Origin of the sequence: Bradyrhizobium sp. ISRA464 (assembly GCF_029910095.1) — a bacterium.
Classification (GTDB): Bacteria; Pseudomonadota; Alphaproteobacteria; order Rhizobiales; family Xanthobacteraceae; genus Bradyrhizobium.
The window spans coordinates 5,087,830-5,110,577 of record NZ_CP094526.1 but is presented as its reverse complement, the minus strand read 5'-3'; the positions used below and the strand labels follow the sequence as shown (position 1 = coordinate 5,110,577).

Sequence of the window (22,748 nt, the reverse complement as noted above, 5' to 3'; positions counted from 1 at the left end):
CGCGGGACGACCGGGCGAGGGGGATTGGCGCAAGCGGCTTGGTCGCAACTGGCGACAGCCAATAAGGCGCTAGATTAAGCCGAGCCATTGCTGGGCGACCACGGCTGACAGCAAGCCGAGCGCAAGGAAAGGACCGAACGGCAGCGAGGTCCGCCGCGTCAGGTTTTGTCCGGCCATTTGCGCGCCACCGACCGCGATCAACGCCGAGAGCGCAGCAATCAGGACCAGTATGGGAATGCCTGTGAGGCCGACCCATAACGTAGCCGCGGCGAGAAACTTGACGTCTCCAAGCCCCAGTCCCTGAACTTTCCTCACGGTGAAATAGAGCCGACGAAACAGCCAGAAGATAAGTCCGACGATCATCGCCTCCGCGGCGGCCTCAACGCCGGCCACGGCGCCGCTGGCAACAACGGTCCGCGCCAGACCAAGGCCGCCCACTGCAAGGTTAAGGACGTCTGGAATGATGCCTCGGCGAAAATCGATCAGGGCGAGGCTGCCACACAGCAGGCACAGCGCAGCGAAGAATTCTGTAAGCAGAGGTGGTGCGGTATCGGCGGTCATATCGTTCGCTGAAGTACATGGAACTTGGCGCGCCGATCAACGATATCCGGCGTCATCGCGAGAGTATGAAGTTTGCTTGAAGAAATTATTTTGTCGTCGATGCGCGTGCGCGCTTCGCCGTGAAGCGTAAGCAAGGATTTGCGTCGCTGCAATGCTTCTTCATTCGCGGAGAAGTCGTGAACCAAGGCGATACCGTCACAAAACAGCATAACAAGCCGACAATATTGCTGCGATCGTTGGACGCAGCGTCGCGAACGACTGCACTCCACGTGCTGGAGGGGATCAATGAAGAAAAGCGTGGTGCTGTGCCTTGTTGCGTTCGCTATTGCGAACGGCGTCGGTCAGGCAAGCGCCACTCCGCTTGACGACGCGGCGGAGCGCTATCGCCCCTACATGATCGAGGGCATCGGGTCGGCGCTGGCGGGCATCAAGGAGCTGCGCGAGCGTGTCGCCGCGAAGGATCTGGCAGGAGCGAAAAGAGCCTGGCTCGCGGCCCGCGCCGGTTGGGAGCGTTCGGAGGTCTTTACTGCCGGTTTTGTACCCGAGCTCGATACGCTGATTGACGCCTGGCCCAACGCCGACAGCGGATTCCACGCTATCGAGGCAAGATTGTTCGGTTCCGGCGAGATCAGTGTCGAGCGCGATACCGATGCACTGATCGAGCATCTCAGCGAGCTCAAGAGCAAGCTGCCGACCATGCGATTGACGCCGCAGGGCTTGCTCGACGGCACCGTGCGACTTGCCTACGAGGTGGGCGAGAGCAAGGCGGATGGCGGCGAATCCCGGATTAGCGGGACCTCGCTCGACGACATGCGCAACAATGTCGGCGGCATCGACTTTGCATACCGAACCATCTTTGCTGATGCGCTCACGACGGCTGACGCGCGGCTCGCCAGGCAAGTGACGGAGCGCATCGAACAGCTCAAGACCATCGTCGCGACTTCTGATCTGCCGCATGTCGATGTTCGGGCGCTGCGGCGCACCAGCGAAGAGTTGGTGGTCTCGCTGCAGGCCGCGTCGCTCAAGCTGGGACTGCAGCGGCCGACGTTGGAGGCTCAATCGCGATGAGGTTGCATCGTCTGGGCACCGTCGCGGCTGCGGTCGGCCTTCTGGTTGCCGTCCTGCATCAACGGGTTATGGCCTTTCCGGTCGACGGCGACCAGACCGCATTGCCTATCAACACCGAGCTGAACGAGGACGCGCTGGATCGACCGCGCGAGGTGTTTCGCTCCGAGATATCTGGCGGCAAGTCGAATCTGGTCAATCTTGGCAATCTGGCGTTCAGCTCGCCGTCGATCCTCGGTGACGTCGCGCGGCAGGCCAGCATCAGTTGCGGCACCTGTCACGTCAACGGCGCCGGCAACGCCCGGTTCTTTATGCCGAAGATGTCGACGCGCCCGGGCAATTTCGACACAAGCGGACCACTGTTCAATCCGAAGGCGGACAATGGCTTGCTGGACCCGGTGCAAATCCCGAGCCTGCGCGGTGCGCGCTATCTCGCGCCCTACGGCGCCGACGGCCGCACGGCTTCGTTGCGTGATTTCGTGCGTAACGTCATTGTCAACGAATTTGCTGGTCCCGAGCCGGCGCCGGTGATCGTCGACGCCATTGTGGCCTATCTCCAGGATATCGATTTCTTGCCCAATCCGAGCCTCGGGCCTGGAGGACGTTTGGTCGGGAAGATCAGCGAGTCCGAGCGGCGCGGCGAAGCGTTGTTTTCGAAGCCGTTTCCGCATGATCCCAGCATGAGCTTCGGGGTCCTTCGTCGATCACAAGCAGCATGACGTGGGATCGGGCGGTCTGTTCAAGACGCCGACGCTACGCAACGCCGATTTCAACGCGCCATATTTTCATGACGGTCGCTTCGATACTTACGAGCAGGTGGTGACTCATTTTGATACGTTGTTCGCACTCGGTCTGACCGCGCTGGATCGCAAGGATCTGGTAGCGTATCTCACCGCCGTGGGCGACGGCACACAGCCTTACGAGCATGAAGGCGCCGGCGCTTCGCTGAAGGAGATCAACGACTTCGCGACGGTGTTGGGGACCGCAATTCCCGCCGGCGACAAGCAGGTCGTTGGATTGGCCGTCGAGACGATCGGCGGCGAGCTGCGTGAGTTGACGGAGCAATATCCCGACCGCAAGAACACGAGCGTCTCAGGCGGTGATCAGGAGCGCGTGAACGCGCGCGCGGCGCTCAAGGAGGTCGTCCTGCTGCTACGGCGGATCCAGATCGCGGTCGACGACGGGAGAATCGCAGACGCTGCGGCCGACTACCGGAACTATCGCTATCTCATGGCCGCAGCCGTGCCCTCACTATTGGCTGGCGCCGAACAATGGTCGCTCTTCAATCCGGCTGTGCATGACCAGCACCACATGGCCCTTCGTCGTGTCCTTCAATCAAGGCACGTGGCGCGGTAGTGTTGTCCGGCAAGCGTGCCGCCCTCCATTTGCGCCGGCGGACCGGCGGCGACCTGAAGCACTTGAATCGATGATCCCGTAGCTCAGATGAATGAGCTGTGCAGTCGTGCCGCGACTTTGCAGACGCTTCCGTGTGAGCGCGAGGTTGCATCGTCGAAGAATACACTCCGTCTACTGAATTCATTGCGTGTGATGGACGCGTAGAGAAAAGAGTGGGGATCATCTTGTTCTTCGTGCGTCGTTTCATCGCAGCGATATGCGTGCGTCATGTTGATGCACTAATGACCGGCGGCGCTAAACAACAATAACCGTTTGGAGTCGACATGGCTTTCAACTTCGAAGATCACTGGCGTACGACCACGGCGCTCTGCATTGCTTCGACGATCGTGGTGACCACGGCAGCTTACGCAGCGAGTTTCGGTGGCCGCAGCGATTGGGACAATCGCTCGCATGCGCATCACCAAAATGCCAACACCGAAGAGCACAACGGGTCCAACAGGGACCATGATCCGGCGAGCAAGGTGAAGACGGCGTCGCCGATCAAGCACGTCATTGTCCTGATCGGTGAGAACCGCGGCTTCGATCACACGTTCGGCGTGTACAAGCCGAAGGGCAGGGGTGAGACGATCTCGAACTTGTTGTCGAAGGGTATCGTCAACGAGGACGGTTCGCCCGGCCCAAACTTCGCCAAGGCGCAGCAGTTTTCGGCTGGGGCCCAGTCGTCCTACTATGTCGGCGCTCCGGCGATCGCGAAGACGCCCTATAGCCCGACCAATGTGATGCCGCAGCCGAACACCAGCGGTGCGCCGCAGGCACAGAGCGATACGGGAGCTCCGTTCAAGACGGTCGCGGAAGCGAGCGTCGAGAAGGATATGGATCCGAGCGACCTCGACATCCTGACGACCGGTGCCACCGGTTTGCCGAAGGGAGTCCTCGATACCCGCGTTCCCGGCGCCGGCAGCCTCACCGGACCGTTTCTGCTGCAGGGTACGAATATCACCGACGACGATTACACCGGTGACACGACCCACCGCTTCTACCAGGACTGGCAGCAGGAGGATTGCAGCGCGGCCACCGCGTCGAAGAGCAACAGCTCGGGCTGCTTGAACGACCTGTTCCCCTTCGTCATGGCGACCTACTCGGCGAGCAACAAGAGCCAGGGCAATGAGATGGGCTTCTACAACGCTGAGCAGGGGCAAGCCCCGATCCTGAAGATGCTGGCGGACCGCTTCACCCTGGGTGACAACTTCCACCAGTCGTTCCATGGAGGCACCGGTGCGAACCACTTCATGCTCGGGACTGGTGATGCGGGCTTCTGGAGCGACGGCAACGGCAACGCGACCACGCCGCCGGCGAAGCTGATTGCGAATCCGAATCCGGTCGCGGGCACTGTCAACAAGTACACGGTCGACGGTAATTTCAGCAATTGCGGCGATTTCAGCCAGCCGGGCGTCAAGCCGATTGTCAGCTACCTCAAGGCGCTGCCCTATGCGGCGGAGCCGAACTGCAAGCCGAACCACTACTACATGCTCAACAATAACAGCCCCGGCTATCTGCCGAACGGCGCGCTCGCGGGTGGCAACAGCCTGCCGCCATCGTCGGTCAGAACCATCGGCGATGCGTTGATCGAGAAGAAGATTTCGTGGGCCTACTATGGCGACGCATATAATGACGCCGTGGTGCTCTCGAATGAAGCGGTCGCCAAGAATGCGACCAGCCCGGACCTGAACGGTGCTGCGCTTGCCGATCCGGCTCACGCGCTCGGCGTTGCCTACTGCCAGATCTGCAATCCCTTCCAGTACGCGACCTCGATCATGGCTGACCCGACGGTCCGGGCGGCGCATATTAAGGACACCGCGGATCTGGTCACGGCGATCCAGAACGACGAGCTGCCTTCGGTGGCGTTCGGCAAGCCGGACGGCCTGCTCGACGGTCATCCGCAGAGCTCGAAGGTCGATCTGTTCGAGGCCTATGTCGCCAACATCCTCGGTGCGCTCGAAGCCAATCCGAAGCTGAAGGCGGAGACGGCGGTGTTCATCACCTGGGACGAGGCGGGCGGCTACTGGGATTCCGGCTACATCCAGTCGATCGACTTCTTCGGCGATGGAGCGCGCATGCCGATCCTGATCCTGTCGCCCTATTCAACGGGCGGCAAGGTCTACCACAACTACGGTGACCACGTGTCGTTGCTGAAGTTCATCGAGCGCAACTGGAACCTCAAGCCGCTCACGAACCGCAGCCGCGACAACCTGCCGAACCCGACGTACACGAAGGGTAACCAGTATGTGCCGACCAACAGCCCGGCGCTCGCTGACCTGTTCGATGCGTTCGACTTCGACAAGGCGGTGGATATCTCCTACCTCGAGTGATCGGCAGCAAGATCACGAACTGACGTGATTTCCACAACTAGCGCCGATCGGACCTCGCGGTCCGGTCGGCGCCGCTTTTCTCCGGTTGATATGAAGATGATGAAGGGCGTGATCTTGGCCTGTCTATATCGAGCGGTGCGATCCGGAGTCGTGGCGTTTGGCACGGCTGTTGCGAGCAGCCTGGTCGCCGCACAGCCGCAACAATTCTCGGCCGATATTGTCGTGCAGCGTGGTGCCGAGTCGTCGCCGGCGGGGCGGCTGCACGTTCTCGGCAGCAAGCTCAGGATGGAGACGCTGGAGTTTGCGGACGGCTTCTTTCTGGTCAACGTGGCAAAGCCGGCGGCCTATTTCGTTCGGCCCGCCGCACGAATCTATATGGATGCCCGGCAGTCGAGCCAGCTCACCCGGTTGCTGGTACCCCTCGATCCGGATGACCCTTGCCGGCAATGGCAGGCGATGGCGCATCTCGCCGGACTGGGAGAGGGCGGCGATTGGCGCTGCGAGCGGACAGGAGAGGAGATGGTCCAGGGCCGCGACACAACCGTGTTTCGCGCCGCCTCCGCAGCCGGGCCGGCGTTCTTCGGTTGGATCGACCGCGAGCGGAGGCTTCCGCTACGGATCAAGAGTGAGGACGGGACGGTCGTTTCGCTTGAGAATATCAAGGATGAACCGCGGTCCGCCGCATCCTTTGAGCTGCCGCCGGGTGTTCGGAAGTTCAGCCCGGAAGCGCTGATCGAACATATCAAGCAGAGTGATGTCTGGGTTGCCGACCAGAAGGACAAGCCGCGGCCCTGACACGACCGCCGCGCGATCGGTCCCGTCACAAATCGGCAAAGGAAGTCGACAATATTTGCGAACGTGTGACAAGCGCGTCTCGCGTCGCTGGAGAGTTTCCCGAAATGGCAAAGAAAGGCGCTTGGGCACTCGCCTTGCTCGGTTGTGTCGTGCTTGCAGCCGATCGGCTCGCGGCATTTCCGCTCGATGGGCGGCAGACATTGCTGCCAGTCACCACCGAGCTCAACGAGGATGCGCTGATCAAGCCACGTGAAGCATTTCACAGCGAGCTCCATCGCGGCCATAAATCCTATCTGGTCAATCTCGGCGATCTTGCCTTCAACTCGCCGAGCGTCTTGGGCGGGGTGGCGCGGCAGGCCGGCATGAGTTGCGGGACCTGCCATGTGAACGGTGCGGCCAACCCGAAATTCTACATGCCAAAGATGTCCGGCCATCCTGGCACCTTCGACACCACCGGGCCGCTGTTCAATCCGAAGGCCGACAATCTGGTTCGATCCCGTTCGTATCCCGAGTCTCCGTGGTGCGCGCTTTCTCAGCCCCTATGGCCATGACGGCCGCATCGCCTCGCTGCGCGATTTCGTCCACAACGTGATCGTCAACGAGTTTGCCGGCCCCGAGCCGTCGCCGACGCTTCTTGACGCCATTGTTGCCTACATCCAGGACATCGATTTCCTGGCCAATCCGAATCTCGGTCCCGGCGGACGGCTCGGACCCCTCGCGATGGACAGCGAGCAACGCGGAGAGGCGTTGTTCTTCAAGTCGTTTCCGCACAACCCGCAACTCAGTTGCGCCGGTTGTCACGTTCCCTCGGCGGCATTCGTCGATCACCAGCAGCATGACGTCGGTTCCGGTGGCCTGTTCAAGACGCCGACGGTGCTGAACGCAAATTACAACCGGCCCTATTTCCATGACGGCCGTTTCGACAGCTATGACCAGGTGGTCGACTTCTTCAACCGCAGCTTCGAACTCGGCCTGTCGGACGCAGAACGGCAGGATCTCGTGGTCTACCTGCAGGCTGTTGGCGCCGGCATGTCGCCCAACGAATACGAAGGCTATGTCGCGACGACGAAGGAGCTCAACGATTTCGCGAGTGTGTTGGGCACCGCGATCGCGAACCACGACAGGGACGTGATTGCGCTTGCGGTCGACACGATCGGTGCCGAGCTGCGTGATCTGACCGAGCAATATCCCAATCGCAAGGACACCAGTTTGCCGCCAGATGGGCTGAACGAGCGCATGCTGGTGCGTCAGGCGCTCAAGGAGCAGGTTCTCACCCTGCGACGCATCGACATGGCTGCCGCCGACGGACGCTTCGACGATGCGGCCGCGGACTACGACCTCTATCGCGGCAAGATGAAGATCGAGGTTCCGACGCTGCTCTACAATGCCGAGCAGTGGTCGCTGTTCAACCCGAAAGTCCATGACGCGCATTATGCGGCACTGAGACAGGCGCTCGAGCCTCACCAGAAGCCACAGTGATGGGATTGGACAGTTCCCCTCAAGGCGAGTGAGGCGAGGGGACAAGGACTGTTTGCGGCTCGCGCCGTTCGGAAACCTCATGGCGTTTTCGCGCGAGCCGGGCCCGGCTCGCGCACAGTCAGCACCTCAAGCAGAAAGCTGGAGCTCGGCGCTGTCTGGAATCGAGGGCCGAAGAGCGCGAGCAAGCCCCGTTCTCAAAACAATACGTCCCCGGCTTGATTGCCGGGGACGTGCTCGTGGACGCACAGCGGTCGGGTCTCGAGCCCTCAGTGCCCGAGATACGCCATGGTGCCGTCGTTCGGGTTGAGGATCAGCTTGCGGGGATGATCCTCGTCGCGATGGTCAAAGTCGAACATGTTGTCGAGCGGACCTGCGATGGTATCGAACGATCCGCCGGGCTGGATGCGTTCGCGGTTGAGCCAGTTGTCCTCGATGAAGCGCAGCACCGAGGATTGATCCGTCAGCGTATGATCGACGTAGTTGCGCTTGGCAAAGGGCGAGATCACGAGCAGCGGCTGGCGGGTGCCGTAGCCGCAGCGGCCCCAGGCGGGCTGGCCGAAATTGCCGTTGAGCGGCTGGCTCGGAGCCTGGCGGCCCTGCTGGGAGCCGTTGCTGGTGTTGCAGACGCCGGGGCCGTTGAGCGTATCGACGGTCGGGTTCGCCGAAGTGTTCACGATCGGAGGCATCTGGTGATCATACCAACCATCGGAGTCGTCGTAGGCGATGATGATGGCGGTATCTTCCCATTCCCCGCTCTGCTGCACGGCGTTGACGACGCTGACGATGAAATTCTGCTCGTCGAGCGGATCGGAATAGCCGGCATGACCGTCCTGGTAGGCCGGAGCCTTCAGGAAGCTGACCGAGGGCAGGTTGTGGGCCTTGAGCGCAGCAAAGAAATCATTGCTGTCATACTGGTGATTGGCCGGCTCCGGTGTCTTGGTTCCCGGAATGAAGCTGTGGCCGATGGCTTCGACCGAACTCGGCCGGGTATGTTGCGGATTCCGGGTCGAGGCGTAGTACTGGAACCAGGCGTGGTGCGGGATGTAGTCCACAGACGTGAACGCGGCCGTGCCGGGTGCGACCGGATCGGTCTCGCGCTGGCAGCCGGTGGTTTTGTTGGCGTTGACGACGGAGAGGTCGAAGCCGCCCATGAACGCGCCCCAGGTGATTCCCTTGTCGTTGAGCAGGTCGCCGATATTGCGGCTGCCCAGCGTCACCTGGTCTCCGGTCGGATTGGAGCAAACGTCGCCAATCGGATCGGCGTCGCCGATCAGGGTGAGGTTGCTCGTCGTGTGGCTGGCATCGCCGAAGGCCTCATGGGTGGGGTGGAGCAACGTGCCCGAACCATTGATAACATTCATCGTTGCTGAGAGGCCGTTGGTCTGGCCCGCAATGAGATTCAGCGCACCCGGCGTCGAGGGTCCGAATTGTGACGAGTAGCTGTTGTCGTTCATCGCGAAGTGCTGGGCGTAATTCCACAACGCTGTGACCGTGTTGCCATCATAGTAGCCCATCACCAGCGCCTTGGTGCCGATGCCGGCCGGCGGCGGGCCCGCGGTGCCGGTAAAGGCCGGGAAGCCGTCCATGTGGCCGTTGTTGTAGGCGCTCTCTTCGGGCGCTTCATTGTGACCCTGGTCGGCCGTGAGCGCCTGTCCCGGCGCGAGGCGGAACGGGTTGGAGGCGCCGGCGCCGTTCTGGACGTTGTTGTTGGGGGCGACCGGAGCGCTCGCATTGCTGTTGGGATTCTGAGCGAGCAGATCGACGCTCTTGAGCGCCGAAAAGCCATGATTGACGTCAAGCGGCGTCTTCAGGCTGTTGACTACCGGCGTGGAAGGCTTTGCATGGAAAGGCGTTTCGCCCTGGCGGTTCTCGGCGTTCGGGTACGTGCCGAAATAGTGGTCAAAGGAAACATTTTCCTGAAAGATCACGACGAGGTGCTTGATCGGCGTCGCCGTATGCACGTGATGGTCGCGGCTGAAATTTGAGCTGTCAGACCGGCCGTGGTCGTCTTCGGCAACTGCGCCCGCGCCCATCAGCGTCAGCGCGAGAACAGAGACCAGTCCGAGCGTTTTGGACAAGTGCATTGGAGGGTTCTCCCTGTGGGTCCTCAAAGACAAAGCGAGGGGGACTTCTGCGGCGATTTGCCCCAGCGCGCAGACTGTTTCAGAGCCCGGCTACAGCAGGACGAAAAAAATATGACACGCCATTGAATGCTGGCGCGCTGTTGCCGAGCGGCTCTGGCTCCGCTCCGCGAATGGAGGCGCGCAATCGCAGCGGCGGCGCGCCTGATCGACCAACACTAATGCCTTGGGAGAGAATGATTGCTTTGACCAGATCAAACGTTCGCTATTTGGCTGGTGTTTCCCAAAGCGGCTAGGAGAGTGGCTGCGTCTCGGGGAATACATCAACGATCTTGTTGGTCATCCCGTTCACGATCAGCACCTGATCCTTCATTTTGACGTACATGTAGTCACGCAGCTCCGGCAGTTGCGAGAGAACCGGCGTTGGCAGCGATTGGGCCCTAATTCCTTTCGGGATCTTTGCACCAACAGCTGGGGTAAAGCTCTTGGCTGACTTGGTGGTCGCTAGTCGAAATTGGACCTCGTTGTGTTCAGTAAGTACCGCCTTGCGAATTTGCTCGCGCTGCGTGTTTGTGAGGTTGAGTTTCGGTAGCGATGGATTCTGCGACACTTTCGTGCCGTTGCTCAGTTCAACGGCGCCTTGGACATTCGATTGCGCGAGCGAGACGGCGCAGCCGCCCAGTATGATCGCGAGCGCGGCTAGTACGGTTGAAGCCCTCATGGCCTTTCATCCTTCTCCGATACCCCTCCATTAGGAAAGCAACGAACGGATTGTTCCTCCGTTCTGGCCTACACCTTCGGAGGGGCTGTCTCTCCGGAACGTTGTTGATTACGGCGTGCGCGGCGCGGTAGGCGGATCTTGCTCTCGGGGCGAAGTCGACTTTAATGCAAGTTCCAGGTCGGGAACCCGACAAGCGCTTTGGCGCAGGAATTCCAATGGCTGTAAGTCGGTTCACACCCTGCCTTGGACTTTGACGATCGGTCGTTGGTCTTTCCGAGGGAATCGAAGCGCCAGGCAGAGGGCCGCGCAGCGAACCTTCAGCCGGAGCTCGCAAATGGATCTGCGCTTGAAGAATGCCGAGCGCCGCCTTACGGGCTCAAAAGGGCAGCCTGGACGGGGTAGTCGCCCCCTACGAGACCAAGCCGTTCCAGTTCAATTCGATGAGCGTCTACTTCCAGAATGGTCACGAGAAACGCCAGCACGACCGTGGCATAGATGAGGGTGGGCGACGCTCTACCGGGCGCGTCGGAATGGTGTGGCGGTATCGCATCGCGAAGTGATCGCCACCGGGAGATGAAATGCAGATACGCCTTCAGCCGTATTTGCATGACGTCGTCCTCGACATATTAGATGAACGATAGGCTCAGGCTATGGCCGGTTCAAGTTAACAACAGCCGTTGCGGCATTGAGTAGCGGGGCCACTTCTGTCCTGCGATGCAACATGAACTGAACGACGGCTTCAACCGTTGACGAGACCGAGCGAACAATCACAGGTGATATCTTGATCATCTGTAAACTGCAGATGCATTGGGTCCCACGGTTTAACACCGGTCTCTGCATCGTTGCCGCTCTGCTGGCGATCCATTCAGCGCCGGCGCATGCGCAATTGACAGGTCACGGCGGACCGGTGAGGGCGATTGCGATTTCCAGTGACGGCGACAGTGTCCTGTCGGGCAGCTTCGACACCGCTGCCATCCGATGGTCGCTTAAGGCCGAAGTCGCGGAGCAGGTGCTTCGTTTTCACGCCGGCGCGGTGAACGCAGTCGCGTTCCTGGCGGATGGTAGAATGGCGACCGCGGGAGCGGACGCGAAGGTCGCGATCTGGACGGCCGGCCGGCAGCAGCCGGATCAGGTTTACGAGGGTCATGCCGCGCCGATCGTTTCCCTTGCCGTCTCGCCGGACGGTGAAAGACTAGCTTCCGCCTCTTGGGATCATACGGTTCGCATCTGGTCGCTCCACAGTGGCGCCCAGCAGGTGCTGGAAGGTCATGCGCAGAACGTCAACGGTGTCGCGTTCACGCCGGATGGCCGATCGTTGGTCAGCGTAGGATATGATCGTGAGCTGAGGATATGGCCACTGGCGGGGGGTACCCCAAGCGTTATCAAACTGGCCTCACCGCTTAACGCCCTGGCAGTCGCGCCCGACGGCGAGATCGTGGCCGCCGGTGCCGACGGCAAGCTGCGCTTTCTGAGGACGGATGGCCGGAAAATTGGTGAGGTGCAGGCTGCCCAGGCGTCGATTGTCGCGCTGGCGATCTCTCCGGATGGCACGCTGATCGCTGCTTCGGGAATCAGCGGCATCGTGACGATCATCGACCGAAAGGCGCGCAGCATCGCGCGAACGCTGGACGATCCAGGTTCGCCGGTATGGTCGGTCGCTTTCCTGCCGGACAACGCAACACTGCTGACCGGCGGCGCCGACGGCAAGATCCGGCGCTGGAACGCGAGAACTGGCGATGCCATCGGCTCATCGTTGCAAGCCACGCCGCGTGATCCGCTTGCTGCCTTTACCGGAGATCGCGGCGCCGAGGTGTTCAGGGCGTGCGTTGCGTGTCACACTTTGTCGGCGAAGGACGCGCAGCGCGCCGGCCCCACACTTGCGGGCTTGTACGGCCGCAGGATTGCGTCGCTGCCTAGCTATCGCTTCTCCGAGGCCCTGAAAGGGATGAACATCGTGTGGACGCCGGAGACGGTGTCAAAACTGTTCGAGCTGGGTCCAAACACGTATACGCCGGGGACCAAGATGCCGGAGCAACGAATTGGATCGGCGGAGGATCGCAAGGCGCTCACCGATTTTCTGGGACGGGCAACATCGAAATGAACGGACCGGTCATCGGCCGCGCGAAACAAAGAAACCCTTGCGCGTGGGGGCTTGCACCCAGCTCTAAAGCGCGATGAATTTTGGTCGAGCCGGTTTTAGCCACGCGTTCGGTTCACCTCTCCCCAGCGGGGAGAGGTGAAGCACCGCCCCCGCTCCAGCTCAACCTAATCTCATCATGCGCTAGAAGCCGGGCCATCGCTCGACTGGAAGATCAGTCAAATCTGGATGCTCTTTGAGCATGGTCGTAGCGTCTACTGTGGGATGGGCCTTCATGGCCTCGGTGACGCAAGTGTTGACGTATTTTCGGCGCGAGAGCCACTTGATCTTCTTGCCTTTCGCTTCTGCCTTACAGGCCACAATCGCCCGCTTGAGGGCGACTTTGTCAGCCTTGGAGGGGTTCGCAGCGTCAGCGGGGCAGGGCATTACGGCGACGACGCTAATGAATAGCGCAGCAATGAAGGACGTCACTTTGATGAATCGAGACATAACGTGCTCCCGCGGTTGTTACCCTGCGAATAGCTGCTCTCGTGAGTCCGCGTCCTAGTCCTTGGTATTCCGTTGGCGCAGATAATCGTCGGTTGTGCGCGGCGGTGCGCGTTCGGGCACGTCGGCAAACGGGTCGAACTGTTGCTCGCTCATGGCGACGACCCGGCAATCCGCGCACATTCTGACAACATCCAGCCGCCTGTCGCCCGCGGGAAACATCCAGTGCCGGCCCTCGAGTTTCGCGGCGACCTTGTCGATCGTGCTCTTCACACCGAACGGCTTGCGGCAGCGTATGCAAAGCGCCGGCTCTTCTTCCTTGATGATCCGTGCCGGAGCACTTGCGGCGCCGAAATCGATCTGCGGTTTCAGCGTAATGACCTTTTCCGGGCACGTGCTCTGGCACAGCCCGCACTGTACGCAGGCGTCTTCGACGAACTTGAGCACGGGACGTTCGGGATCATCGCGGAGCGCGCCGGTAGGGCAGGCCGAGACACAGGACAAGCAAAGTGTGCATCCGTCCGTATTGACGGCGACTGCGCCAAGCGGCGCGCCTTTGGGCAACGGAATGACGTCGGTCGGCGCAGGCGCAACGCGATGCAGTTCGTGAAGAGCGAAGCGAAGCAACTCGCGCCGCTTGCCCACCGTTTTGAAGGTTGCGGGACGCTCGACTCCCGGCAATGGTTCGATTGCCCGTAACTCTTCCCCCAGAACGTCCGGATCGTCTGTTTCGATCGTCGAGACGCGCTGCCCGGAAAGTCCGAGCCCGGAAACAATCGCATCGGCCATCGCGACAGTCTGGGAAAGACCGGCTGTGTCGTGGAGCGGTTTTGCCCGCAGAAGAAAGCGGACCCCGACCGCGCCATAGGCAAAGGACGCCACGAGTGCTTCGAGTCCAATCTGCGTCACCTCGTTGACGGCGAACGGCAAGACATTGGCCGGAAGCCCGTCGCCATGCCGGGCGAGGGCATCGATCAGCGCGCTGCCGTGTTGGCCATCATGGAACAGCACAACGGCATTGGCGCCGCCGGCTTCACGGAAGGTCAAGAGCATTGCGCGCAGCTTGTGGAGCAGCGCGTCGGCCGGCGGCAGGGCATAGGTTGCCGCACCCGTCGGACAGGCCGCGGCGCACTGGCCACATCCGGCGCAGATCTCCGCGCTGACCTTGACGTGATCGCCATCCGGCGTGATCGCTCCGGTTGGGCAGAGGTCGAGGCAGCGATGACAGCCGGTCAGCCGCGAGCGCGAATGAACGCAGATATCTGCGGTAAAATCGACGTATTTCGGTTTGTCGAAGCTGCCCACAAGGTCGCGCGCGCGGAGCACCGCGCGCAACATCGCAGCCGGATCTCCCGGATCCGCGCGCAGATAGCCGTCGCGCAGGCCATGAGCGGGGAAGAGCGGCATCCCGCCGGAAAGATCGAGCACGATGTCGCATCGCGAGGTCAGGCCGTCGCGGGGAGCCTCGAACACGAGCGAATCGCGCGAGGAGGGGCGGGGAGCCGCATAGTCATCTATCGTTGCCTCGAACGCTCCCAAATGGCCCGTTGCGTTGCGGATCGTCCCCTGGACGATCGGAAAGGATGTCGTCGCCGGCGGCATGATCTGCGCCGGCTTTGTGATCATGACTGTAACGTCCAGGTGGTCGGCGAGCAGTTGGCCTGCTTCCACCGCAACATCGTCGCGGCCGTAGATCAGGATCACCCCTTCGCTCGATAAGGTGACAAAAGGAGAAGCAGGCGCAGTGTCGGACGCAGCTGCGAGCAGCGCTGCCATCTTTGGCCCCGCCCTGGTTCCCTCCGTCGACCAGCCGGCCGTTTCGCGAAGGTTGACGAACTCCATTTTCTTCCCGGAGCGCCGCTTCGCCTCGTCGTCAAACAGCGGGGCCTCCTGGGTGCAGCCGACGATGAGCGGTCCTTCCGCCTTCGCCGCGTCGCAGAAATGGTCAAGCTCGGCGCGGCAGAGCTGGCGGAATTCGGCGACTTCGCTTTTGCCGCATCCTCGCTTGATAGCGGCCGTATCGAGGCGCATCGTGTCTTCGCACGAGCAGATCAGGATGGTTTTCGGCGGATCCGGCATGCGCTACCTTCCGACGAGGCTGAGAACGGGCGAGAGGACTCGCGTCGATCCTCCTGCTCGATTAAGCTATTCTCTCAAGAGAAGAAAAGGAAGCTGGAGGTCAGACTGATACCGACAGCCCCTAGGCGCTCCGCGGTATCGGAGCCGATCAATCTGCCTCCGCCATTCACGCTGGTGAGGCTGCGCGAGAATCGTGATGCCTTCGCCCATGCCATCGATATCGCGGAGGAAAGCGGGGCAGGTACGCTGACCTATGTAGGACGGTTCGATCTTGCCGAGTTCGCGGTTGTGCTTGAGCCCGGCGAGCCCCTGCGCACCGCGCGCCGCGCTTTCTACGCGGGAATGGTGGCGCTGACCGACGCCTTGCGCGCCTATGCACCGCCGAACAAGGAGATCGCAATCGACTGGCCCGACGCGATCCGGGTCGACGGCGGCCTTGTTGGTGGCGGGCGGCTTGGCTGGCCTTCACGCGCGAGGGAAGACGAGCCGTCGCGCTGGTTGGTGTTCGGCGCCATGATCCGCACGGTTGCGATGACCGATAGGGAAGCCGGCGTGCATCCGCTCGCTTCCGCATTGGACCAGGAGGGCTTCGGCGAGGCAGGCGCGGTTCAGGTGACGGAAAGCTTTGCGCGGCATCTGATGCGCACTCTCGACGTCTGGCAAACCGACGGATTCGACGGCATCGCACGCGAGTTCCTGAGCCGGCTGGTGCGCGAACGGCAGACCTCTCGTGTGATCGATGACCGCGGCGATCTTCTGGTGCGACGGATCGGGACAAACAGGGCCGATCGGTGCGATTTGAGGAGGGGCTTGCTGCTACCCTCGTGGCTCGATCCGCAGCTCGGAGGACCGCGTCTGTGAAGCTCTTGCGCACCATCGCGCTCGATCCATCCGACACTTTCGTATTCGACGTGTCGGCTGAGCCGGGCGATTGGGCGGTGTCAGGTGCGTTCCGATTTTGCGATCGGGATCCGGCGAAGCTAAGCGGCAAGGACCGTTCGGCGTTCCGCAGCGGCTTTCTAGGCGTGCGGTCCTGGGGCTGGTCGACGCTGGTGCAAATCGTCCACGCGACTGAGGACGATCGCCGGATGTTGGTGGAACTCCTTGCGAGGCAGCTTGTCGACCGGTTCGGGGCACCGGATCTTGCAACCGCACGCGTTGCCGCGGAAGAGGAGGTCGCCTTTGCGCAATCGCTCTGTACGCATCCCGTCAGTGCGCTGATTGCGGTCCACCGCTCGGCGAGCGATGACGAGGTCCGCGAGTCATTCCGCAGATTGCAACTGCGTGAGGGCCAACGTCACGGCAAGGCGTTCTCGTTCATGGAAATAGAAGACGATATCGAGCCCGACAGCACTCGCAACGTTGCGAAGATGAGTGAGGAGCAGGGGCGCCGATGAAGGATTTCTGGATCGCCTGCGGTCACCACCTGCTTGATCACGATGCGAGTGGCGGGCTCGTGGTCACCGATGAGTTCCTGAAGGCCTATTTCGCGCGTCCCGAGCTAATGCCCCCGGAGGCCGCGTGCGCGGTCGAGCGCAGGCTGCACCGAGAGCTGCTTGCTGACCCGCGCCGGGCCGTCGCTGCAGAGGAGGTCGCCGCGATCGCCGATGCGGATGCGCGAGAGAACTGGCAATTCGTGCTGGCATTTCGCAAGCTTTTGCTGCGCGAGCCTACGCTGGAAGCGGCCTATCTTGCATTGGTTCGGTCAGGATCCGTCAACTTGCCACCGCTGTTTGTGAACCACCTTGTTCACGTGATCCTGCGAAATGCGCTTGATGGCTGCGAGGATCCGTTCGTGTTGCGCGCGGCTGAGCTGTTCTTCCGGCCGCAGCGTATCGTGCCGCACGAACACGCGCTGCTGTTGGGCGACGAGGAAGTCATTGGCGGGCCAAGGGCGACGCCAGTGATGTCGCTGATATCGATGTTGGGGGCAACGAGCGCCGAGGTCGAGGTATTGAGCGAGGGGAACGCCGACACCTACTGGCGGCGCAGCGATCAGTTCGATCTTGCGCTCGATTTCACCGGCGGGACACGGGGGCCGGCTGCGCTGGCCGACGCCATGAGGCTCTGGATTTCTCATTTGCTTGGAGTTGACGTCGCAATCGAACCGCTCACCGCCGTGTGCGACGCAAGGCTCTCCTGGTATGTTGGCCTTGATGCTGAAGCCACCCGGATAGGCGACCGGCTTTGGAACGGAGGGACGCTGGATGAGCGCACCGCAGGCCGTGTGCTGGCGCTGTTCCAACTTACCTTTCCCAATAGTGGCCTGGTCGTTGATGCCGTCGGGGGCGAGCCGGTCTATTTGATCCTTGCAACGACCTCCGATCAGCTGGTGCGGATGAAGCCGCAGAATCTGCTGACGGGGCTGCCGATCAGACACCTGGAGGCTGCAACGTGAGTCCCGCCGTCCTTCCAAGCTTGCGCATTCCGGTCGGTGTCGTGGTTGAGCGGCGCAAGGCGGAGTCAGCATGGATCGATTTTGTCTGGCGCGGCACCGGCGTATTGCCGGATGAGCCGGAGATGACGCCGTGGACTATTCTACGGGAGCAGGAGGGAACGACCCTCTTTTATGCCGGGAGCGCGACGGTCGACCTCTATCGTTCGGAAACCGCGCGCTACCGCGATAACCTTGCAACCGGCGCGCCCAGCATCTGGATCGTATTGACTCCTTCCGAGGGAGCCTGGCCCTACGCTGTTTCGGCCGTCACCGCGGACCCTGCGGAAGGTGAGGCATTCACCGAAGCCGGTGACAACCTGGTCGAAGCGGTGCCGATGCCTGAGGTGCTGCATGAGACGATTGAATATTTCATCGCCGAGCACCACGTCGAGACGGAGTTCGTCAAGCGCGAGCGGCGGCGTGCCGATCCGGAGGCCCTTGCGCGACGTCACCCCGAAGGTGGGCACGAATGAGCGACGAGCAATTTCTGACGCGCTGGTCGCGTCGCAAGCAAGAGGCGAAGGCTGGTCACGCTGAACCCGAGGCGGAAGAAGCTTCTCCCGTGCATGGATCAGCGTCGCTCGACCGTGTCGCGTCAGGGCCAATTCCCGTCGAGACGGAACTTTCGAACTTGCCCCCAATTGAATCGATCGATGCGGCCACCGACATCAGGGCCTTCCTGCGCAAAGGCATTCCGCAGGAGTTGAGCCGTGCGGCGCTTCGTCGTGCCTGGAGCGCCGATCCTGCCATCCGCGATTTCGTAGGGTTGGCGGAAAACGCCTGGGACTTCAATGACCCGAACGCCATGGCTGGCTTCGGTCCACTGGACTATTCGGCCGAGCGGGTTGACGGACTGGTTCGCCGCATCGTCAGCGGAGTGGTAGAGACCGCTGAGAACCTCACCAACCAGCCCGGAGAGGCTGGGGAAGGTGCTGGGCGGCCAGCTCGAGAGGAGGTCGGCTTCGCGCAATCATCAAACGCGGCGAAGGTGACCACGGATCCTCAGCCGCAAGGCAAGTCCGCAGTGGCGGAGCTGTCCTCGGGTTCTGCTGCATCGCAACCGGCAGCTCCTAGAGAAGAAACGCCTCTTCCGCGTCGCACACATGGCGGAGCGCTGCCCCAGTAGACTGCGACTAAGTGCGATAGCCTGAAGCTATGCTAGTTGATTGACCACTTCGCGAAGCGCGTCGTAGTCTTTCCCCCGCAAACGCAATTGACCCCGAGGATGGGAGGTCAGGGTGCGCGATGCAGGCCTTGAACGTGCCATCGATGCGGCGGGCGGCGTTGCCCAGCTTGCCCGGAAAATCGGTATTGCGCAGCCCTCGGTGTCGAACTGGAACAGGGTGCCCGCGCAGCGGGTAATTGCGGTCGAAGGCGCAACCGGCATATCGCGCAAGGTGCTTCGCCCGGATCTCTATAGCGAGCCCGTCGTAACGGACGACTCGGTTGATCCGATCGATGCCGATCGAGCGCGGGAATACGCGCTGCTTGCGAGGTTGCTCTCCTCAGCACCGCCGGCTGCGTTGCTCGAACAAATCGCACAGCTCAACGGTGATGCGACGCCGCTCGGCCGCGCTCATGCGACCCTTGCAGACGCTGCATCGATTGCGGCCACGTTCGAAGTCGAGCGCGAATATTTCGATCTGTTCGTCGGTCTCGGCCGTGGCGAGCTGCTGCCTTACGCCTCCTATTACCTGACGGGCTTCCTCAACGAACGTCCGCTGTCGCGCCTGCGCGACGATCTCGCCGCGCTCGGCATCGAACGGGTGGAGAACAGTTATGAGCCCGAGGATCACGCGGCGACGCTGTGCGAGGTCATGGCGGGGTTCGCGAGCGGCCGCTTCCGAGCATCGCAGCAAGCAGAGCGCGCCTTCTTCGAGAGGCACCTGTCGTGCTGGATGGGACGCTTGTTCGCCGACATGGAGAAGGCGGAAGGCGCCAGATTCTACCGGTCGGTCGGAACGCTTGGACGCGCCTTTTTGGAAATAGAATCGAAAGCTTTCACGTTCGCCAACTGATCAGCGCCGCTGGTCCGGGAGAGATGCGATGCGAGACAGCAAGAGAACGATCGTCGCTCGCCGCGACTTTCTGCGCAAGCTCGGCATCGGCGCAGCCGGCGCCGGAGCGACGCTGGCGACACCCTTGATGACTTCGGCAGAGGCCGACAGCGAGTCGGACCAAGAGAAACGCAAGCCGCGCTACAAGGAAACCGATCACGTGAAAGCCTACTACCGCGTCAATCGTTACCCTGGTTGAGGGAGGCGGTCGTGCTGATCAGGAGAACACAACAGCGTTCCGAAACCGCTTCACGCGGATCAATCGCGGCGGGCTTGTCTGGGCAAGCTGATCGTCTCGACCGCCGTACCTTCCTGCGCCGATCCGGCCTTGCCGGCGGCGCGCTCGCCGCGTTGGGGACGTTGCCGATCGGCAGCGTCCGCAAGGCGAAGGCGGCGATGGCCGGCCCACTCACCTCAGGGGCGACCGTTCGCAAGAACATTTGTACGCATTGCTCGGTTGGATGCACCGTGACCGCAGAAGTGCTGAACGGAGTATGGATCGGCCAAGAGCCGAGTTGGGATTCGCCGATCAATCGGGGATCGCATTGCGCGAAGGGCGCTTCGGTGCGCGAGCTCGTGCACAGCGAACGCCGGCTCCGCTATCCGATGAAACTCGCCGATGGACAATGGACGCGCGTCTCCTGGGACACGGCGATCAACGAGATCGGCGACAAGCTGCATGAAATTCGCGAGAAGTCGGGCCCCGATTCGGTCTACTGGCTTGGATCGGCCAAAATGACCAATGAGGGCTCCTATCTCTTTCGCAAACTCGGCGCGTTCTGGGGGACCAACAACACCGACCATCAGGCACGTATTTGCCATTCGACGACTGTCACCGGCGTGGCCAACACCTGGGGCTACGGCGCGATGACCAATAGCTTCAACGACATCCGCAATGCCAAGACCCAAATCATCATGGGCGGCAATCCGGCTGAGGCCCATCCCGTATCGCTGCAGCATCTCCTCGAGGGCAAGGAGATGCAAAAGGCCAACTTTGTCGTCATCGATCCGCGGCTGACGCGTACCGCCGCCCATGCGACCGAATATGTGCGGATGCGGCCGGGCACCGATATTCCTGTGCTCTACGGCATGATGTGGCACGTCATCCAGAACGGGTGGGAGGATAAGGAATTCATCAAGCAGCGCGTCTACGGCTTCGATGATCTCCGTAAGGAAATAGAGAAGTGGAATCCGGAAGAAGTCGAGCGCGTCAGCGGCGTTCCCGGCGAACAGCTCAAGCGCGTCGCCAAGATGCTTGCCACAGAGAGACCGGCAACCCTGATCTGGGCCATGGGCCAGACCCAGAAGACCGTCGGCACCGCAAACGTGCGGGCAAGCTGCATTGCATTGCTGTTGACCGGCAATGTCGGCAAGGCCGGCACAGGCGCCAATATCTTCCGTGGCCATGACAACGTGCAAGGAGCGACCGACGTCGGGCTCGATGTCGTCACCCTGCCGTTCTATTACGGCCTTGCCGAAGGCGCGTGGAAGCATTGGGCGCGGGTTTGGGAAGTCGACTACGAGTTCCTGAAGTCGCGCTTCGACTCCAAACAAATCATGGAAACCCCCGGCATCCCGCTTACCCGATGGTTCGATGCGGTGATACTGCCGAAAGATCAGGTCGCGCAGAAGGATAATGTGCGGGCGATCTTCGTGCAGGGACACGCCAGCAACAGCATCACGCGCGTTCCGGAATCCCTCCAGGGTCTGAAGGCGCTCGAACTGCTTGTCGTCGCCGACCCGCATCCGACCACCTGGGCATCGCTCGCGGTGGAGGCGGGACGCAGGGATGGCCTCTATCTTCTCCCGGTTGGCACCCAATTCGAGTGCAAGGGGTCGCGAGTCGCCTCGAACCGCTCGCTGCAGTGGGGCGAGCAGATCGTAAAGCCGGTCTTCGAGTCCAAGGATGACCTCGAGGTCATTTACCTGATGGCGAAGAAGTGCGGTTTCGCCGACAAGATGTTCAAGAACATCAAGGTCGAGAACAATCTGCCGGAGGCCGAGGACGTGCTTCGGGAAATGAACCGCGGTAGCTGGTCGACCGGCTATTGCGGACAGTCGCCCGAGCGGCTCAAGGCACATATGAGGAACCAGGCCAAGTTCGACATGCTGACCATGCGGGCGCCGAAGGACGATCCGGAAGTCGGTGGCGACTATTACGGCCTACCTTGGCCGTGCTGGGGTTCGCCCGAGGTGCGGCATCCCGGCACGCCGTTGCTCTACAACACCAATCTCAGTGTGATGGACGGCGGCGGCACGTTCCGTCCGCGCTTCGGCATCGAACGCGAGGAGAAGCTTGCCGACGGCACGACGCGGAAGGTAAGCCTGCTTGCAGAGGGATCCTATTCCAAGGACTCGGAGATCCAGGACGGCTATCCGGAATTCACGCTGGCGAGCCTGAAGAAGCTCGGCTGGGATAAGGACCTGACCGAAGCTGAAATGGCCACCATCACCAAGATCAATTCCGCCAATCCGGATGCGGTGTCGTGGTCGCTCGACCTGTCCGGCGGCATCCAGCGCGTCGCGCTGAAGCACGGCTGCGTGCCCTACGGCAACGGCAAGGCGCGCATGAATGCGTTCGGCCTGCCCGATCCCATTCCGGTTCATCGCGAGCCGATCTACACGCCGCGCGTCGATCTGGTCGCGAAATATCCGACACTGCCCGATGCCAAGCAGTTCAGGATGCCCAATATCGGTTTTTCCGTGCAAAAGGCCGCGGTCGAGAAGGGAATCGCCAAGCAATTCCCGCTCATCCTGTCCTCGGGTCGTCTCGTCGAATACGAGGGCGGCGGCGAAGAAACGCGCACCAACCCGTGGCTTGCCGAGTTGCAGCAAGACATGTTCATCGAGATCAATCCCGCCGATGCGGCCGACCGCGGGATCAAGGACGGCGGCTGGGTCTGGGTCACGGGCGCTGAGAACAATTCGCGCGCCAGGATGAAGGCGCTCGTTACCGACCGCGTCGGCAGGGGCGTCGCCTGGATGCCTTTCCATTTCGGCGGCTGGTTCGCGGGCAAGGACCTCCGTGGCAATTATCCGAAAGGCACCGATCCGATCGTGCTCGGCGAAAGCGCGAACACGATCACCACCTACGGATACGATCCGGCGACCGGCATGCAGGAACCGAAAGTGACGCTCTGCCAAATCGCGGCAGCATAAGGAGC

General features: G+C 61.7%; 20 protein-coding genes and 1 pseudogene. 16 read left to right on the top strand and 5 right to left on the bottom strand.

Annotation, left to right across the window (positions count from 1 at the left end; all coding sequences use genetic code 11):
• Positions 1–69: 69 nt before the first annotated feature.
• Positions 70–561 (bottom strand): A24 family peptidase, encoded by a 492-nt coding sequence (locus MTX19_RS24090; RefSeq protein ID WP_280979607.1) that lies wholly within the window; start codon positions 559–561, stop codon positions 70–72.
• A 285-nt stretch (positions 562–846) separates the two neighbouring features.
• Between MTX19_RS24090 and MTX19_RS24085 the strand changes: the two genes are divergently transcribed.
• The 7 genes from MTX19_RS24085 to MTX19_RS24055 all read left to right on the top strand — a co-directional run bounded on the left by MTX19_RS24085 (position 847) and on the right by MTX19_RS24055 (position 7,625).
• Positions 847–1,629 carry an EfeM/EfeO family lipoprotein gene (locus MTX19_RS24085; protein ID WP_280979606.1) on the top strand — a complete coding sequence of 261 codons (783 nt, stop codon included), beginning with the start codon at positions 847–849 and terminating at the stop codon, positions 1,627–1,629.
• Positions 1,626–2,345, top strand: a complete 720-nt coding sequence (locus MTX19_RS24080) for a hypothetical protein (RefSeq protein WP_280979605.1) — start codon at positions 1,626–1,628, stop codon at positions 2,343–2,345. The genes MTX19_RS24085 and MTX19_RS24080 overlap by 4 nt, the downstream gene beginning before the upstream one ends.
• Position 2,346: 1 nt before the next feature.
• Entirely contained in the window at positions 2,347–2,982 is a 636-nt protein-coding gene (locus tag MTX19_RS24075; protein ID WP_280979604.1) for a hypothetical protein, read from the top strand.
• Positions 2,983–3,305: 323 nt separating this feature from the next.
• On the top strand, positions 3,306–5,351 hold the full coding sequence (locus MTX19_RS24070; RefSeq protein WP_280979603.1) for an alkaline phosphatase family protein: 2,046 nt from the start codon (positions 3,306–3,308) through the stop codon (positions 5,349–5,351).
• A 150-nt stretch (positions 5,352–5,501) separates the two neighbouring features.
• Positions 5,502–6,146: a hypothetical protein gene (locus tag MTX19_RS24065; RefSeq protein WP_280979602.1), complete on the top strand. Its 645-nt coding sequence runs from the start codon at positions 5,502–5,504 to the stop codon at positions 6,144–6,146.
• A gap of 104 nt (positions 6,147–6,250) precedes the next feature.
• A complete protein-coding gene (locus MTX19_RS24060; RefSeq protein WP_280979601.1) occupies positions 6,251–6,697 on the top strand; it encodes a hypothetical protein in 447 nt (148 codons plus the stop codon).
• 37 nt (positions 6,698–6,734) lie between these two features.
• A complete protein-coding gene (locus tag MTX19_RS24055; RefSeq protein ID WP_280979600.1) occupies positions 6,735–7,625 on the top strand; it encodes a cytochrome c peroxidase in 891 nt (296 codons plus the stop codon).
• A gap of 266 nt (positions 7,626–7,891) precedes the next feature.
• Here MTX19_RS24055 and MTX19_RS24050 read toward each other — a convergent pair whose 3' ends face one another.
• Together MTX19_RS24050 and MTX19_RS24045 are read right to left on the bottom strand one after the other, a co-directional pair.
• The gene (locus MTX19_RS24050) at positions 7,892–9,709 is read right to left on the bottom strand and encodes an alkaline phosphatase family protein (RefSeq protein WP_280979599.1); all 1,818 of its coding nucleotides are present in this window, start codon (positions 9,707–9,709) and stop codon (positions 7,892–7,894) included.
• Positions 9,710–9,998: 289 nt separating this feature from the next.
• Entirely contained in the window at positions 9,999–10,427 is a 429-nt protein-coding gene (locus tag MTX19_RS24045) for a hypothetical protein (protein ID WP_280972258.1), read from the bottom strand.
• A gap of 802 nt (positions 10,428–11,229) precedes the next feature.
• On the opposite strand from MTX19_RS24045, the gene MTX19_RS24040 reads away from it, so the two are divergent.
• The gene (locus MTX19_RS24040) at positions 11,230–12,528 is read left to right on the top strand and encodes a c-type cytochrome (protein ID WP_280986137.1); all 1,299 of its coding nucleotides are present in this window, start codon (positions 11,230–11,232) and stop codon (positions 12,526–12,528) included.
• A 180-nt stretch (positions 12,529–12,708) separates the two neighbouring features.
• Here the strand turns inward: MTX19_RS24040 and MTX19_RS24035 are convergent, their stop codons facing one another.
• Entirely contained in the window at positions 12,709–13,014 is a 306-nt protein-coding gene (locus tag MTX19_RS24035; protein WP_280979598.1) for a hypothetical protein, read from the bottom strand.
• A 54-nt stretch (positions 13,015–13,068) separates the two neighbouring features.
• Positions 13,069–15,042, bottom strand: coding sequence for a 4Fe-4S binding protein (locus MTX19_RS24030; RefSeq protein WP_280979597.1), 1,974 nt, complete (start codon positions 15,040–15,042; stop codon positions 13,069–13,071).
• A gap of 141 nt (positions 15,043–15,183) precedes the next feature.
• On the opposite strand from MTX19_RS24030, the gene MTX19_RS24025 reads away from it, so the two are divergent.
• The 8 genes and pseudogenes from MTX19_RS24025 to MTX19_RS23990 all read left to right on the top strand — a co-directional run bounded on the left by MTX19_RS24025 (position 15,184) and on the right by MTX19_RS23990 (position 22,743).
• Positions 15,184–15,951 (top strand): biotin/lipoate--protein ligase family protein, encoded by a 768-nt coding sequence (locus MTX19_RS24025; protein WP_348638318.1) that lies wholly within the window; start codon positions 15,184–15,186, stop codon positions 15,949–15,951.
• Positions 15,948–16,487 carry a DUF6505 family protein gene (locus tag MTX19_RS24020; RefSeq protein ID WP_280979596.1) on the top strand — a complete coding sequence of 180 codons (540 nt, stop codon included), beginning with the start codon at positions 15,948–15,950 and terminating at the stop codon, positions 16,485–16,487. The genes MTX19_RS24025 and MTX19_RS24020 overlap by 4 nt, the downstream gene beginning before the upstream one ends.
• Entirely contained in the window at positions 16,484–17,488 is a 1,005-nt protein-coding gene (locus MTX19_RS24015) for a DUF6352 family protein (RefSeq protein ID WP_280979595.1), read from the top strand. The genes MTX19_RS24020 and MTX19_RS24015 overlap by 4 nt, the downstream gene beginning before the upstream one ends.
• Positions 17,485–18,000, top strand: a complete 516-nt coding sequence (locus MTX19_RS24010; RefSeq protein ID WP_280979594.1) for a DUF3305 domain-containing protein — start codon at positions 17,485–17,487, stop codon at positions 17,998–18,000. Before MTX19_RS24015 ends, MTX19_RS24010 begins: the two co-directional genes overlap by 4 nt.
• The gene (locus MTX19_RS24005) at positions 17,997–18,653 is read left to right on the top strand and encodes a DUF3306 domain-containing protein (protein WP_280985501.1); all 657 of its coding nucleotides are present in this window, start codon (positions 17,997–17,999) and stop codon (positions 18,651–18,653) included. Before MTX19_RS24010 ends, MTX19_RS24005 begins: the two co-directional genes overlap by 4 nt.
• Before the next feature lie 112 nt (positions 18,654–18,765).
• Positions 18,766–19,545 (top strand): molecular chaperone TorD family protein, encoded by a 780-nt coding sequence (locus MTX19_RS24000; RefSeq protein WP_280985500.1) that lies wholly within the window; start codon positions 18,766–18,768, stop codon positions 19,543–19,545.
• Positions 19,546–19,554: 9 nt separating this feature from the next.
• Positions 19,555–19,783: pseudogene (locus MTX19_RS23995) on the top strand (formate dehydrogenase).
• Positions 19,784–19,794: 11 nt separating this feature from the next.
• Positions 19,795–22,743 (top strand): formate dehydrogenase subunit alpha, encoded by a 2,949-nt coding sequence (locus MTX19_RS23990; protein ID WP_280979590.1) that lies wholly within the window; start codon positions 19,795–19,797, stop codon positions 22,741–22,743.
• Positions 22,744–22,748: the final 5 nt, after the last annotated feature.